At 39.5% G+C, this 14,310-nt stretch carries 12 protein-coding genes and 1 pseudogene; 5 read left to right on the forward strand and 8 right to left on the reverse strand.

The features are described from left to right. Positions 1 to 332: 332 nt before the first annotated feature. The 4 genes from ASU03_RS08110 to ASU03_RS08125 all read right to left on the reverse strand — a co-directional run bounded on the left by ASU03_RS08110 (position 333) and on the right by ASU03_RS08125 (position 5,298). Positions 333 to 692 (reverse strand): STAS/SEC14 domain-containing protein, encoded by a 360-nt coding sequence (locus ASU03_RS08110; RefSeq protein WP_057831365.1) that lies wholly within the window; start codon positions 690 to 692, stop codon positions 333 to 335. A 141-nt stretch (positions 693 to 833) separates the two neighbouring features. Then, positions 834 to 1,655 (reverse strand): zinc-dependent peptidase, encoded by an 822-nt coding sequence (locus ASU03_RS08115; RefSeq protein WP_057831366.1) that lies wholly within the window; start codon positions 1,653 to 1,655, stop codon positions 834 to 836. Positions 1,656 to 2,127: 472 nt separating this feature from the next. Beyond that, positions 2,128 to 3,513, reverse strand: a complete 1,386-nt coding sequence (locus tag ASU03_RS21760) for a methyl-accepting chemotaxis protein (RefSeq protein WP_269433002.1) — start codon at positions 3,511 to 3,513, stop codon at positions 2,128 to 2,130. Between the two features lie 327 nt (positions 3,514 to 3,840). Then, on the reverse strand, positions 3,841 to 5,298 hold the full coding sequence (locus ASU03_RS08125; protein WP_057831367.1) for an NAD-dependent succinate-semialdehyde dehydrogenase: 1,458 nt from the start codon (positions 5,296 to 5,298) through the stop codon (positions 3,841 to 3,843). Positions 5,299 to 5,432: 134 nt separating this feature from the next. Between ASU03_RS08125 and ASU03_RS19835 the strand changes: the two are divergent. Continuing rightward, positions 5,433 to 5,659: pseudogene (locus tag ASU03_RS19835) on the forward strand (LysR family transcriptional regulator); the annotation flags it as partial. A 150-nt stretch (positions 5,660 to 5,809) separates the two neighbouring features. Here ASU03_RS19835 and ASU03_RS08130 read toward each other — a convergent pair. Both ASU03_RS08130 and ASU03_RS08135 read right to left on the reverse strand, forming a co-directional pair. Beyond that, entirely contained in the window at positions 5,810 to 6,184 is a 375-nt protein-coding gene (locus ASU03_RS08130) for a hypothetical protein (protein WP_197411223.1), read from the reverse strand. Positions 6,185 to 6,484: 300 nt separating this feature from the next. Continuing rightward, positions 6,485 to 6,697, reverse strand: a complete 213-nt coding sequence (locus tag ASU03_RS08135) for a hypothetical protein (protein ID WP_057831368.1) — start codon at positions 6,695 to 6,697, stop codon at positions 6,485 to 6,487. Between the two features lie 483 nt (positions 6,698 to 7,180). Here ASU03_RS08135 and asnS point away from each other — a divergent pair, with 483 nt between their 5' ends. Then, on the forward strand, positions 7,181 to 8,611 hold the full coding sequence (asnS, locus tag ASU03_RS08145) for an asparagine--tRNA ligase (protein ID WP_057831370.1): 1,431 nt from the start codon (positions 7,181 to 7,183) through the stop codon (positions 8,609 to 8,611). 224 nt (positions 8,612 to 8,835) lie between these two features. Here asnS and ASU03_RS08150 read toward each other — a convergent pair whose 3' ends face one another. Next, a complete protein-coding gene (locus ASU03_RS08150; RefSeq protein ID WP_057831371.1) occupies positions 8,836 to 9,432 on the reverse strand; it encodes a nitroreductase family protein in 597 nt (198 codons plus the stop codon). Between the two features lie 338 nt (positions 9,433 to 9,770). Between ASU03_RS08150 and ASU03_RS21765 the strand changes: the two genes are divergently transcribed. Next, positions 9,771 to 9,902 (forward strand): hypothetical protein, encoded by a 132-nt coding sequence (locus ASU03_RS21765; protein WP_269433003.1) that lies wholly within the window; start codon positions 9,771 to 9,773, stop codon positions 9,900 to 9,902. A gap of 156 nt (positions 9,903 to 10,058) precedes the next feature. Next, positions 10,059 to 10,955 (forward strand): DMT family transporter, encoded by an 897-nt coding sequence (locus tag ASU03_RS08155; protein ID WP_057831372.1) that lies wholly within the window; start codon positions 10,059 to 10,061, stop codon positions 10,953 to 10,955. 120 nt (positions 10,956 to 11,075) lie between these two features. On the opposite strand, the gene ASU03_RS08160 is transcribed toward ASU03_RS08155, so the two are convergent. After that, entirely contained in the window at positions 11,076 to 11,774 is a 699-nt protein-coding gene (locus ASU03_RS08160; RefSeq protein WP_057831373.1) for an HvfX family Cu-binding RiPP maturation protein, read from the reverse strand. Between the two features lie 214 nt (positions 11,775 to 11,988). On the opposite strand from ASU03_RS08160, the gene sppA reads away from it, so the two are divergent. Further along, positions 11,989 to 13,899 (forward strand): signal peptide peptidase SppA, encoded by a 1,911-nt coding sequence (gene sppA / locus ASU03_RS08165; RefSeq protein WP_057831374.1) that lies wholly within the window; start codon positions 11,989 to 11,991, stop codon positions 13,897 to 13,899. The last annotated feature ends 411 nt before the right edge of the window (positions 13,900 to 14,310 follow it).

Genomic DNA, 14,310 nt, shown 5'->3' on the forward strand with positions numbered 1-14,310 from the left:
TTCCCTTAATATTTATTTTTATGCATAATAACATTTATACTGTATATAATTACAGGTACGACGTAAGTCTATACAGATAATTAAAATTAAGAGCTGTATCAAAGCTATCTTAAGGATTTTAGCGTTGGCCTACGCACCCACTTGATGCTGCTATCGGTGATCATATGAGGGAATAACCTTTATCACTGTCCGCTTGTCCGCGCCGCTTTGTGTTCACCGGCTATGCTCGTACAAGCGCTTAAAGCCAAAAGCCTTATTCAGTGATTATTACTAGTAATACTAAGCTCTTATGAGGACAAAAAACTGCTTTCATATACCGGTAATAAATCCCTTTACGTCAACCAAGCAAGCGCTTCATCACGATTACCGAACACTTCAATGTTTAATGTTTTAGAACTTGGAATGGTTGCTGAAAAATCAGCACTCATCTTGGCCATTCTATTTGGCGCAAATACGGCAATTTTATCTATAGCAGCTAAGGACCCAAATTTTATTAGTGCATCGAGTTGGCTTGAATAGGAATGGCTTTTGTTAATGAGTAATGAAAATGACTGACTAAAAAGTGACAATAAGCAATGATGAATTTCAGCTACCATGGTCATATTAATATCAACGCCACTATCAACGGTGATTTCAGCAAGGTCATCGCGCAGAACACAAATTCTGGCAAATGAGATTTGGATTATATCCATATAATAATTCTATTCCTTAATCCTAGACTTATTGCGCTCAATAAATATAGGTATAGCTAAGTGTACTGATAACATTAAAATTATGATGTATATAGTATAACTTTAATGTTATTTTTTTACAGCATAAGCATTGATAAGTGATTACCAGTGAATCGGATCAACTTTGTAGTAATTTGTTAATTGGCGATACAGCTCAGGATGTTCTTGAGAGAACTGTGTAGATTTTTCAAAAAACACTTCACTGACTACGGCAAAAAACTCTGCTGGCTCGGTAGCGCCATAATAGTCAAATATTGATGGCGTGCCTGAGGCAGCTTGCCTTTTAAGCATTTCAAATTGTTGTGAAAATATTTTAGACCAGCATTGATAACTTTGTCCTTTTCCTAAAATAGGCGCGCCATTAGCCTTACCATTCTCCTGATCCAGTTGATGGGCGAATTCATGAATGACCACATTGTGACCATCATTAGGTAATTCTGCGCCGTGTACGCTGTCTTGCCACGATAATACTATCTTGCCAAAGTCCCAAGACTCACCTGATAAGGCAACCCTTTTGGTGTATCTAGTCCCATCAGGGTTTAGTTGGCTCTGCTCTTTAATAAACGCACTTGGGTACACTAAAATGGTTTTTAATTTTGGGTAATAATCGGTTTTTCTATTGAGCAGCAATAAACAGGCTTGCGCCGCTATGGTAATTTTAATTTCATCGGTGATTTTAACGCCATTACAGCCAATGAAGGTTTTTTCTGCAATAAAAACTTGTATATGTTGCTTTAGCTGCAGCTGTAAATCCGTTGGCATTTGCCTAAAATAAGGCATTCTTTGCTGGATTATTTTTCGCCATTGCTTTTTAAACGGTAAGCTTCTGAGCTGATCGCGCTTATATTCACGCCAATACGGTTTTGCCATTAAATAACCAATGATGGCAACAGCAATGAACAAGGGTAAAAAAGTAGCTAACATAAACAGCCTTACAGAGTGAACATGAATAATAGCTTGGTACGTTTTGGGAAGATTTCAAGGCTTAAAGGTTTTAAAAATAATAATACGACTGAATACCGTGGCAGAAAACAGCGCCTTATATCTTGGTTTTTAACCAAAAATGTTGCTGAAAATCGTTGCTAATAGCAGTACTAATTTACCCGTATTGATAAATTAGCATGATTTATTTACTGAAAGGCTATAGCCACGCTACTTGAAGCTGCATTTTCAGGTGGTTTGGCTATATATTAAGCTTTAACGTCTTAACGTTAGCATTATTTACCTATTTGCTGATTATTTAAAGGTGGTACTTAAACCCTCTATTAACTCAGCACTTTTATTGACTTCAATACCACAGTTATTGACCTGCTCAGCTAAATCCGCATTGTTTTTCGAGATACCGTCTATGGTGATAATGCTCTGATTGATTTGATTAGCGACAACACTTTGCTCCTCAGTTGCCGTTGCTATTTGCTATTTGCGCGGTCATATCACTTACCATATTGACATTAGTGATAACATTTTCCATTGCTGCCGTTATTTTCATGGTGTCTTGTGAGCATTCTTCGGCATTAGCTTTACTGGCCAACATTACCTTACTCCATTGCTGTAAGGTTGTTTGTAACGCTTGTACCGACGTTTCAATTTGCACGGTAGCACCTTGGGTTCTACTTGCTAAGGTTCTTACTTCATCGGCTACCACGGCAAAACCACGGCCTTGTTCACCGGCCCTTGCTGCCTCAATAGCCGCATTTAAAGCCAGTAGATTCGTTTGGTCGGCAATACCTTGTATTTCAGACATAATGACAGAAATTTTATCGACATCCTTAACTAACTCAAGAGCACTTTCTGCGGCTATGCCAACGTCGTCTGCTAGCGTAATTATTTTAGCCTGGGTTACTTTAGTGATCTCAATATTTTGCTGACATTCATCTTGAATATGAACCATTTTATCATGAGTGTTTGTGGTATTGGTACTCACCTCATCTATGGTGGCGCTCATTTGAGTAATTGCTGTGGCAAACTGTGCCAGATGAGAGTTTTCCTCATGTATGCCTTCGAGCATATTATTAGCGGCTTGTTCAAGTTCAGTCGCTACTTTTAGCAAACCTCGGCCTGAATCTTTACTGCGCCCTAAAATGGTGTTTATTCTTGCTTTATATAACTCTGCGGGGTAATTAATGATGCTGGTTAAGCCTTTACCTGAAAATATGAATCGAGAGGGGCTATCAAGCGCTATTTTGGTCTGTGCCGCTACCTTTGGAAAAACAAACAACTCCTCGGTAAAAATGATAAAAATGGATCCAATTGTGGTCAATAAAATAGCCGTTGATATTAATGGTGCTGAATACTGCCAGTTTGCTATACAAGCAAGCAGGATGACAACGGCAGCAATGATACGTTTTAGACCCGTGTTGGCATTAAAATCTACTACGGATTTACCCTTATTAAATCCGTCATATAACTGCTGAGCTTTTTGCTTTTGACTATCGGTTGGCTTAGTTCTTACTGACTGATAACCGACAACTTTATTGTTTTCATATAACGGGGTTATATAGGCATCAACCCAGTAAAAACCACCGGTTTTGCAACGATTTTTAACCATGCCACGCCAAGAGTCACCTCGCTTTAGCTTTTGCCATAAATCAGCAAAAGCCTGCTTAGGCATACTGGTATGACGAACTATATTATGATGTTGGCCAACCAACTCAGCTAGGGAGTAACCTGAGACACGACAAAACTCATCATTAGCGTAGGTTATTCGGCCATCGAGGTCGGTGATGGAGACAAGTTGTTCGGATTCTGAAAAGGTTATTTCATTTGAGGAAGTATGGTTCATTAAGATATATCCAAAAAAGTAAGCAGATAAAGTATTTTGAAAGCTAGAGTTTAGCTTAGTAATCAAATAATTATCGTTGGAGACCAATATTAAGCGCTTTTATTTGATATAGATCAACAAAGAACACCTTAATATAGTTATTACATCAAGGTGTTCTCTGTAAAGTGGTGATAATAGAACGTTATTTTTTGTCAACTTAAGCCCATATATTTAATTCTAGCCATTAAAAAAACACAGGCTAATAATACCATACCGTGACAAGCTATAGAGAATGGTGCAATCGTCACTAACTTTTGCGCTAGTTCAACCGCTACTTCATAGGGCTGGCTAATTATTTAAGCCACCCATACACAAATATTTAATTTCTAAATAATCGTCTAAACCGTACTTTGAACCTTCACGGCCATTACCCGATTGCTTAACGCCACCAAACGGTGCTGCGGCATTAGAAATTATGCCTTCGTTGATACCAATCATACCGAACGCCAATCCTTCCGCGACCCGCCAAACTCGGCCGATATCACGTGAATAAAAATAAGCCGCTAAGCCATATTCAGTATCATTTGCCATCGCTATTACTTCGGCTTCAGTGTCAAAGGCAATAATAGGTGATACTGGGCCAAATATTTCATTGGCAGCAATGGGCATATCGTTGGTAACATTGGTTAAAATGGTTGCTTGGTAGAAGTTATCTCCAGCGGGATCTTTTTTACCACCCGTGATTAATGTCGCTCCAGCGGCAATAGACTGACTTACTAAGCTTGCCACATCACTGACCGCTTGCGCCGAAATCATCGGCCCTATGGTTACACCGTCAACTAAACCATCACCTAGGGTTAAGCCACTAACCGCTTGAGCGAATTTTTCAGTAAATTGTGCCAGCACAGCTTGTTGTACAAAAATACGGTTGGTGCAGACACACGTTTGTCCCGCATTACGGTATTTAGACGCCATAGCGCCCTGCACTGCGGCATCAATATCGGCATCATCAAAAACAATAAAGGGTGCATTGCCACCTAGTTCCATTGATACTTTTTTAACGGTAGTAGCACATTGGCTCAGTAATATTTTGCCCACTGGCGTTGAGCCAGTAAAGGTGAATTTTGCGATATCCGGGTGTTGTGTTAACACTTCGCCCATGCCGAGCGCATCTTCACCAACAACCACATTAAAGACTCCCGCTGGAATACCCGCTCTTTCAGCAAGCTCTGCCATGGCAAGCGCAGAAAGTGGCGTTTGATTTGCTGGGCGTACCACAAAAGTACAACCGGCCGCCAATGCCGCCGCCGCTTTTCGGGCAATCATGGCGTTAGGAAAATTCCATGGGGTAATTGAGGCAACAACGCCAACCGGCTGCTTAATGACTATAATGCGTTTGTCGTTTGATGGCGCAGGAATAGTATCACCATAAACACGTTTACCTTCCTCAGCAAACCACTCAATAAAAGAAGCACCATAGGCAATTTCCCCCTTAGCTTCAGCTAAAGGTTTACCTTGTTCTAAGGTGAGAATACGGCCTAAATCATCTTGATTTTCCATGATGAGATCAAACCAGTTACGCAATAAAGTCGCTCTTTGGTTAGCTGATTTTGCCGACCACATGGCTAATGCCTCTTTAGCGGCTTTAACCGCAAGTTTGGTTTCAACCACGCCGGCATTGCTGACCTTGATAATTTCTGTGCCATTAGCTGGGTTGGTCACGGAAAACTCAGTGGCACTGCTATGCCAGCTGCCATTGATATAAGAAAAGTTTTTCAATAATTGTTTATCTACTAAGCCGAACATAATGAGTCCTTAATAATTGTTTTGTCTATAACCCTATTGAAACCCATAACAAACTCAGATTAAATATAAAATATTAAATATTAAATATTAAACCTATTGTTTGAACTAGACCAAACTTATAGCGCGAGTTACTTATGAAAAATACCGCCATCATTCCCAAGCCCGTAACTGAGTATGACTTACGCTTATTGCGAATTTTTAGCTCTGTCGTTGAATGCGGTGGTTTTGCTGCGCAGAGCTGGCATTAGGCATTACCCGCTCGACTATCAGTGTGCATAGGTCTAACTTAGCAACGCGGATGAAGTTAACGCTATGTGGTCGAGGTGGTTTTTCCTTAACCGAAGATGGCCAAGCGGTGTACCTATCAGTTTAACTTGTCCTTGGTGACAAAAACATCACCACGGGAAGTTAACAAGGTGATTTATACCACTTTCATTAAATTATTACTCACTTGTGCGGGTTAAAATACGCCATGCCAGCATTGCTCTCAATTCCAATAGCCAGCTATTGCTCAATCGAGCGCCTTGCCCTGATTTATTTTTACTTTACCATTTCTTTCATACTTCAAAACGATACTCTTATCCGTACACCCTAAAATATCGATATTTATACGCTCTTCTTTAGATTGGCGTTTTATTTTTCTATCACCTATCTTGATTTCAATTTCGGGGGTAACAATAATCATTTCTGTGTTGCCCTTAAACATAATAACTTCATGTCCTTGGGTTTGAACCATAAAAGACCAAGCTTTATTATCTACGTTTGCCCATCGTTTATTGAAAGTCTCAAATTTTTGTATGGAAGATGACCAAGTTCCTTCTAATGATGGACAACAAAACCCAACACTGGGAATCATAAAAGATAAACATATTAATATTGTTTTCATATCTAAAATCGAACACCTTAATCGAATGTAATGAAGAGTAGCGAACGCCTAAATAACAGGCTAAGTAATGGTTGGTTATAATCGCGAAGCGATGGCCAACTGTTATTTGTCATTCAGATCAAGGAACACATTACACAGCAAGTTGGTTCATCTGAACGACTAGAATCACCACAAGCTGTCCGTGTTAATGCCAACGTTACGACTTATAATGTTTTCATATTCTTCTACAAATGTTTAATATATATGTATGATACAGTGCCACATGTCATTGCTCCACCGATGCTGAGTTACTTCATGTAATTAAAAGTAGTTGCTGCTGGTCGCCCTAGTTTTACACCATCTATTTTTTTTAGCTAACGCTTCTTTTGTCTTTTCGCTTATGCGATTACGTTCAAACTCGGCAAAGGCTAGTTCAATGAAGTCCATTTTATCTGTAGATAGCCCTAACCAAGAAAGACAGATACCCGAATATTTCTTACCACCCTTAGCCGCAATTGCCTTTATATTTTGCAATGTGAAGTTAATGCTCTGACTCTTTTGAAGTGATTCCAAATGGCCAAGGTATAAACCAATGCTGATGATAAGTGATGCGGTAAAATCATTATCGTCGTTGTTTTTTAGAACGATGTTAAATTTAACAAGTGCAATATCAATTCCACAATCAAAGATCTTCTGTCATTTTTTAATACCCAGTCTTGATAATCTATCGGGTGATTCCAAGACAAGTAAGGAAGCCTTTGGAATATCACCTCTTTCTGCGGATCTTATGAAGGAGCCTAACCCTGCACTTTCATCCAAATTAGCACGACTAAAACCACTAGCCGCATCTGTAAATACATCATTAGCAATGATATACTCTGGATAACTTTTTAAGAATTGCTTTGCTTGTTCAATTTGTCGCTCGATTCCCTTGCCGTTTTCGGCTTGCGTTTACGTTGAAACCCTTGAATATAAATAAGCCTTTTTCATACCTGAACCCTTTGAGAATAAAGATTAATGACAGATCTAATAACACAAAACAAGTTAAGTACTAAGCCATCAATCACTGATGTATTAGCGGGTAACTACCCTGTTAATGAAAGCATTACCGTCCACGGTTGGATTAGAACACGCCGTGACTCGAAAGCTGGTATTTCATTTTTAGCAATACATGACGGTTCATGTTTTGATGCTATTCAAGCCATAGTGCCAAGAGAACTCGACAATTATGACAGCGACATTCTTAAATTAACCACGGGCTGCTCAGTTAAAGTAACCGGTATTTTGGTTGAATCTCCTGGTAAAGGCCAAGCTTTTGAAATCCAAGCAACAGAAGTAGAAGTATTGGGTTTTGTTGAAGACCCGGATACTTACCCAATGGCAGCTAAACGTCATAGCATGGAGTTTTTACGCGAACAAGCACATTTACGGGCCCGTACTAACATTGGTGGCGCAGTAGCCCGTGTACGTAACTGTTTAGCACAAGCTATCCACAGATTTTTGCATAATAAAGGCTATTTTTGGATTAGTACGCCACTTATCACTGGCAGTGATTGTGAAGGGGCTGGCGAGATGTTCCGGGTAAGTACCTTAGATATGGAAAACTTACCCCTTACTGACGAAGGTAAAGTTGATTACAAAAAAGACTTCTTTGGTAAAGAGACATTTTTAACTGTCTCTGGTCAATTGAACGTAGAAACATATTGTAACGCTTTATCTAAAGTTTATACCTTTGGTCCTACTTTTAGAGCAGAAAACTCTAATACCAGCCGTCATTTAGCTGAGTTTTGGATGATTGAGCCGGAAATCGCTTTTGCTAATTTATCGGATGCGGCTGATTTAGCCGAAGAAATGCTTAAGTATGTCTTAAAAGCAGTATTAGACGAACGCGCTGATGATATGGCTTTCTTCCAACAACGTGTTGATAAAACAGTGATTGAGCGATTAAATTCTGTCATTAATACTGACTTTGTCCGTCTTGAGTACACTGACGCTATCACTATTTTAGAGAACTGCGGTAAGAAATTTGAAAACCCAGTCGCTTGGGGCATAGATTTAAACTCTGAACATGAACGTTACCTCGCTGAAGAGCATTTTAACGGCCCAGTGATTTTACAAAACTATCCGAAAGATATTAAATCTTTTTATATGCGTTTAAATGACGATGGTAAAACGGTTGCCGCCATGGACATTCTGGCCCCTGGTATTGGTGAAATTATTGGTGGTAGTCAACGTGAAGAACGTCTTGACGTATTAGATAGCCGCTTAGAAGAAATGGGCTTAGATATTGCTGATTACGGTTGGTATCGTGATCTTCGTCGTTACGGCACTGTGCCTCACGCAGGTTTTGGTCTAGGTTTTGAGCGTTTAGTAGCGTATGCCACAGGTATGCAAAACGTTCGTGACGTGATCCCATTCCCAAGAACACCGAATAGTGCAACGTTTTAAGGTTACCTTAAAAACAGAAAAAGGCGACTTATGTCGCCTTTTTTATTGCTAATTTTTAATTGCTTACTGTCGGTTATACCAGTTCCATTAAGTTTGTGATCTCAGGAAAAATAGATTAAAGCAAGGCGCTCGATTGACCAATAGCTGGCTATTGGCATTGAGAGCAACGCCGCCTTGGCGCATTTTAACCCGCACAAGTGGGCAATAATTTAATGAAATTGGTATTAGTTCCAATAAGTAACATTAGCTTGGAAATCTTTAGCCGGTTTACAGTGTGGCGTTTTTTCTGGCGTGCCTAGATATAAGAAACCGGTAATATCATTGCCCTCAGACAGCCCTAAACCGGTTTTCACTGTTTGATTATAAGCTAAGTCACCGGTACGCCACATAGCACCATAGCCCAACGAAAAAGCGGCCATTTGCATGGCTTGTGCACAACAACCTGCGGCAATCAATTGTTCTTGTTGAGGAACTTTATTATGCTCAACATATTGAGTTGAGATAACAATCATCATTGGCGCTCTAAAAGGCATTTTCGCTACTTTCGCTATTTTTTCATTAAAGGCATCTTCATCTATACAAGTACTCTCAAGGAGGCCTGCTTTAGTGGCTAGATCAATGGTGGTAGCTTTAACGTAAAGATCGCTTAATCGTTGTAAACCTGGTCCGCTAATAACATGGAAATGCCAAGGTTTTAAGCCCGCGTGATCGGGGACTCGCATGCCCGCAGACAATAATATTGATAAATCGGCGTCATTTGGCGCGGGATCAGTTAACATTGGTGTTGACTGGCGTTGCAATAGTAATTCAATAGCGTCCATAAAATACTTCTAACAAGAGTTATGGTAGAAGTTTATCGTTAAGCTGAGACCAAATCAATTAAGTTTATTCTCAGCTAAGACTGGTCAGCAGTTGGCAACAAATAAATGTCATCTATATTGAGGACTTTAGTGGCTGTATCGCCCTAGCATGACCCTTGGCACGCTAACCTCAATAATTTAGTGAAAATAAATTTATCCCACAAAGGCGTTATTTATACTTGACTTCATTTTGCTCTAGCGCCACTATTCGAGCTAACAGAACTGTACCTATGTAACCTAGATTCAAACTCTAGCTTAGCCATAAGATAACTTAATATAACTTACTATAAAGAAAAGCAATGCCAAGCAACTTACTCGCCATGATCAATACTCGAAACCCCAAAGCAATCGCTATTAGCAATCTGCTTGTGGTCAATCGAATGTGGCTAGTTAAACGCCAGTTAAATTGGCCAGTCACTGCGCAGCATTAAAAATTTATAGTTAATCGAGTCATTAATTAGTTCACTTTTAAAGCCGCAGAAATCATCTCTTGCGGCTTTTTTGTTTTACCCCCTTCCCGACAAAAAACCGTAATAGTCTGCTTTCGCTTTAAAACAAAAATTTTAAACGCAACAAAGGAGAGAAAAATGTCAGTGTCAATTGCCTATTTGGCGGTACTATTAATATGGTCTACCACCCCATTAGGTATAGTGTGGAGTAGCGAGTCAATTAATCCCAGTTTAGCGGTATTACTTAGAATGCTTATTGCTTTAATACTCGGTGCACTAGTGATTAAAGTGCGCAAAATCAATCTGCCTTGGCACAAACAAGCATTAAGGTTATATAGCTACTCAGCACTTGGCATCTTTGGCGGCATGATCTGTACATACTTAGCTGCACCCTATTTATCATCAGGCATTATTTCGCTAGTCTTTGGTCTGTCCCCTGTTATCTCGGCGGTATTAGCAAAGAGGATATTAGCCGAGCCCAATATCAGCGCTATTCGTAAATTTTCTATGGTTATTTCATTGCTTGGTTTAGCTGTGGTTTGCTCTGATAATTTCACTTTAGCGGACGATGGTATTTATGGAGTGATTTTTATTTTATTAGCGGTGTTCTTCTTTAGCTTAAGTGGTGTGTTGGTGAAAAGTGTCTCAATAGCTATTCATCCATTAGCAACAACTGTTGGTGCGTTAACCGTAGCGACACCTATGTTCTTATTAACCTGGTTGGTTTTGGATGGCACCTTACCGGTTGAACTGTGGCAAGCAAGGTCTATTTGGTCAACGCTATATTTAGGGGTATTTGGTTCATTGATTGGTTTCTATGCTTATTTTACCGTATTGCAAAAGTTATCAGCCAGTAGTGTTACCTTAATAACCCTAATTACTCCGGTAGTTGCCTTGAGTTTAGGTGCGATGTTAAACGGTGAAGTGATTAACGATAAACTGATGTTAGGTGCTGCTATGGTGTTATTTGGCTTGGCTATTTATCACTTTGGCCATTTAATTCCTGGCATTAAAAAGAAGCGTATCAGTAGTTAATGACAAATAAACAGTGCTGATAATATAGTGACCATGAACATAAAAAGCGGAACAGACCTTAGTTAAACTAAGGTCTGTTCCGCTTTTTTATTAGTTATTAGTGGCAAGGTGACTAACTCACTAACTCAAGTGTTTTTCGACCATTAAAAATCGCTGCGCTAGGTAATGGTCAACACTGGTATAACGGCCAGCGCCAATAAAAAACAATGCGAGTAGCATAATAAAATACGTGGTTGAAAATTCTATACCATTATTTAACACCACTATACTACCCTTTTCATACAGCCAATCAGTATTACCATGTTCAGCTAGCAGCTCACGCATTTTTTTAAGTCGTATGGCTGTTTGTTCGCTGTTCTCTAAACTCGCTTGCGCACTTTCCACTCCCAACCAAGTGGCAACTTTCGCCGGGCTAATAGCACTATTGGTCGGTGTAATAGCAAACCAGCCGTTATCAACATGAACCGTTGTTGCGGCAATTATCATGGTAAACATCAGCGGAATACTAATTAAACGCGTTAATGCGCCAATTAATAATAACCAACCACCAAAAAACTCAACTAAAATAACCAAGTTTGCTAACAGTGCTGGAAACGGTAAACCTAAGCCCCAATCACTGTTGCCAAACCAAGCAATAATATTGGGATCAGCCAAAATGGCACTAAACCCTGTAACGTTTTCATTGAGTAATTGCGTTTTACTAAAGCCAGCCATGATAAATACTGGCGCAAGATAGAGCCTTATTAATAACGCAGGTATGCCATCAAAGTGTTTAAGCTGGGTTAAAAACCTCTGGTAGTAATGTTGTAGTGTTTGCATAGTGACGGTCTTATCAAGAAATAAAGCGATTAATGATAAGAACGCTTTAGTTGCTAAAGACTTTCAACTTACTCATTAATTAATAAAAACAACCGTTTGACCCTTAGTAGCCATAAATAGTTACAATCTAGCTAAAGCCATATGTTAAGTTTTGGTAAACATTAAGGTAGTATAGAGGTGAGAATTTTTAATTTAATCAATTTAAGATATATATATGAATAATAAACCAGGCATTATAAAACGGATCTTTTCTTCGCTATGGCGCGTATTAAGCTTTACTCGCTCAATAGTGGTAAACCTAGTATTTTTTATACTGTTATTCGGCTTCATTGGCGTCATTTCAAGTGGTGATGAACAAGTACAAGTACCGGACAAAACGGCCTTAGTGTTAAACCTTGTTGGTGATGTGGTAGAGCAAAAGCGTGAAGTTGACCCGATAGAGGCTTTTTTATCAGAAGCACTGGAGCAACAAGAAGATCAACCAGAAATTTTACTTACCGATATCTTAGACGTTATTGCTAAAGCGAAAAATGATGATCGGGTAGAAATATTAGTTTTACAACTACAAGGCTTAAACAGAGCCGGTTTAACTAAGTTGCAAGATATTGCTAAAGCGCTAGAGGACTTTAAAAGTAGCGGCAAGACAATTATTGCCCTTGGTGACCAATTTTCACAAGACCAATACTATTTAGCCAGTACGGCGAATAACATTTGGTTAAACCCACAAGGCTTTATGTTACTTGACGGTTATGGTCGCTATAAAATGTACTTTAAGTCAGCATTAGATAAATTAGCCATCAATCAACACATCTTTCGTGTTGGTACCTTTAAATCAGCAGTTGAACCCTTTATTCGTGATGACATGTCTGCTGCGGCCAAAGAAGCCAATAAACTTTGGCTCACTGACTTATGGCAGCAATACAAAGAAGATGTGGCCGAGCGTCGAGGCTTTGCTATCGATAACTTTGATGAAAACATTGATACTCTAGTCGCTAAATTTAGTGCGGCTGACAGTAGTTTTGCCCAGTATGCCCTTGATAATAACTGGGTTGATCAACTCAAATCACGCGAAGAAATGCGCACCGAGCTTATTGATTTAGTGGGTAAGAACAAAAAAGGCGATAGCTACAGCCATATCGGCTACCAAGATTATATTGCCGCCACGAATTCATTGCTAGATGAAAGCGCAGTGGATGCTGATAGCGGTAGCGATAAAGTTGCTATTATTGTTGCCAAAGGAACTATTTTAGATGGCACGCAAAAGCCAGGTACTATTGGTGGTGACAGTACCGCTAAATTATTGCGTAAAGCACGATTTAATGATGATGTTAAAGCCGTAGTATTACGCGTTGATAGCCCAGGTGGTAGCGCATACGCTTCAGAAATCATTCGCCAAGAAATTGAATTGTTGAAAAAGGCGGGTAAGCCTGTCGTCGCTTCAATGGGCACCTATGCTGCCTCTGGTGGTTACTGGATTTCAGCACCTGCAGATATCATTTACGCATCGCCATCCACTATCACAGGTTCAATTGGTATTTTTGGCATGATGATGACTTTTGAAGATTCTTTAAGCAAAATGGGTATTCACACCGATGGTGTCGGTACCACCGATATAGCCGGCTTTGGCCCCACCCAAGCCCTAACACCAGGCATGGCGCAATTATTTCAATTATCGATAAACAAAGGTTACCAAGATTTTATTCAATTAGTTGCCAACAATCGTAATATGACCCTTGCTGAAGTTGATAGTATTGCGCAAGGTCGAGTGTGGTCCGGTAAAAAAGCCAAAGAGCTTGGCTTAGTTGATGAACTAGGTAGCTTAACCGACGCGGTTGTTGCGGCAGCAAACCTAGCTAAACTTGAACACTATGACACCCTGCTCATTGAAAAAGAGCAATCTTCGCGCAGTAAAATAATGCAACAAATACTGGGTAAGTCATCAGCTGTGATCAGCTTTTTTGTAACCAGCCAAGAGCATAGCTCAATTGATTTAACCAGCAATGCGGTCAATAATAAACCTTTATCACAATTCATTAAGATGATAAAAGCTGAGTTAACACAAATGAACCAGTTTAATGACCCACAAGGTCGCTATACTTTATGTATCGCTTGTAGTGCCAACTAAGCGCGACAGTAACAGTTTTTAATGCATAGAGGTAGTTATGAAAATAACTACCTCTTTTTTTATTAACTAACCTGAACTCTGGATAATGAGTGCTTGATGGTTAAGTAAAAACAACGACTTACGGTTGTTAAGAACAAAATATACAAGATTAAGTAGCAATATACACTATCAATGTTTCAATTTATTCGATTATCAAGGCAAAACGTTTATGAATAACGGGTTATTTATCGACGTGTTAACGCTGAGAATCGGATAAAGGGAATATTGAGCAAGTGCTGCTTATCCAGAGTTCAGGTTAACTACCTCCCAAAGTCTACTTATACCATTTTCATTAAGTTTGTGATCTTGTTGTGCTCAGGAAAAACATTTCAGGACAAGGCGTTCGATTGAGCAATAGCTGGCTATTGGGAT

The organism is Colwellia sp. TT2012, assembly GCF_001440345.1.
GTDB lineage: Bacteria > Pseudomonadota > Gammaproteobacteria > Enterobacterales > Alteromonadaceae > Colwellia.

Excerpts from the sequence above, each read along its gene's own strand:
- ASU03_RS08115 (WP_057831366.1), bottom strand. The coding sequence starts at position 1,655 with ATGTTAGCTACTTTTTTACCCTTGTTCATTGCTGTTGCCATCATTGGT.
- ASU03_RS08110 (WP_057831365.1), bottom strand. The coding sequence starts at position 692 with ATGGATATAATCCAAATCTCATTTGCCAGAATTTGTGTTCTGCGCGAT.
- asnS (WP_057831370.1), top strand. The coding sequence starts at position 7,181 with ATGACAGATCTAATAACACAAAACAAGTTAAGTACTAAGCCATCAATC.
- ASU03_RS21760 (WP_269433002.1), bottom strand. The coding sequence starts at position 3,513 with ATGAACCATACTTCCTCAAATGAAATAACCTTTTCAGAATCCGAACAA.
- ASU03_RS08130 (WP_197411223.1), bottom strand. The coding sequence starts at position 6,184 with ATGAAAACAATATTAATATGTTTATCTTTTATGATTCCCAGTGTTGGG.
- ASU03_RS08155 (WP_057831372.1), top strand. The coding sequence starts at position 10,059 with ATGTCAGTGTCAATTGCCTATTTGGCGGTACTATTAATATGGTCTACC.
- ASU03_RS08125 (WP_057831367.1), bottom strand. The coding sequence starts at position 5,298 with ATGTTCGGCTTAGTAGATAAACAATTATTGAAAAACTTTTCTTATATC.
- ASU03_RS21765 (WP_269433003.1), top strand. The coding sequence starts at position 9,771 with ATGCCAAGCAACTTACTCGCCATGATCAATACTCGAAACCCCAAAGCA.
- sppA (WP_057831374.1), top strand. The coding sequence starts at position 11,989 with ATGAATAATAAACCAGGCATTATAAAACGGATCTTTTCTTCGCTATGG.
- ASU03_RS08150 (WP_057831371.1), bottom strand. The coding sequence starts at position 9,432 with ATGGACGCTATTGAATTACTATTGCAACGCCAGTCAACACCAATGTTA.
- ASU03_RS08160 (WP_057831373.1), bottom strand. The coding sequence starts at position 11,774 with ATGCAAACACTACAACATTACTACCAGAGGTTTTTAACCCAGCTTAAA.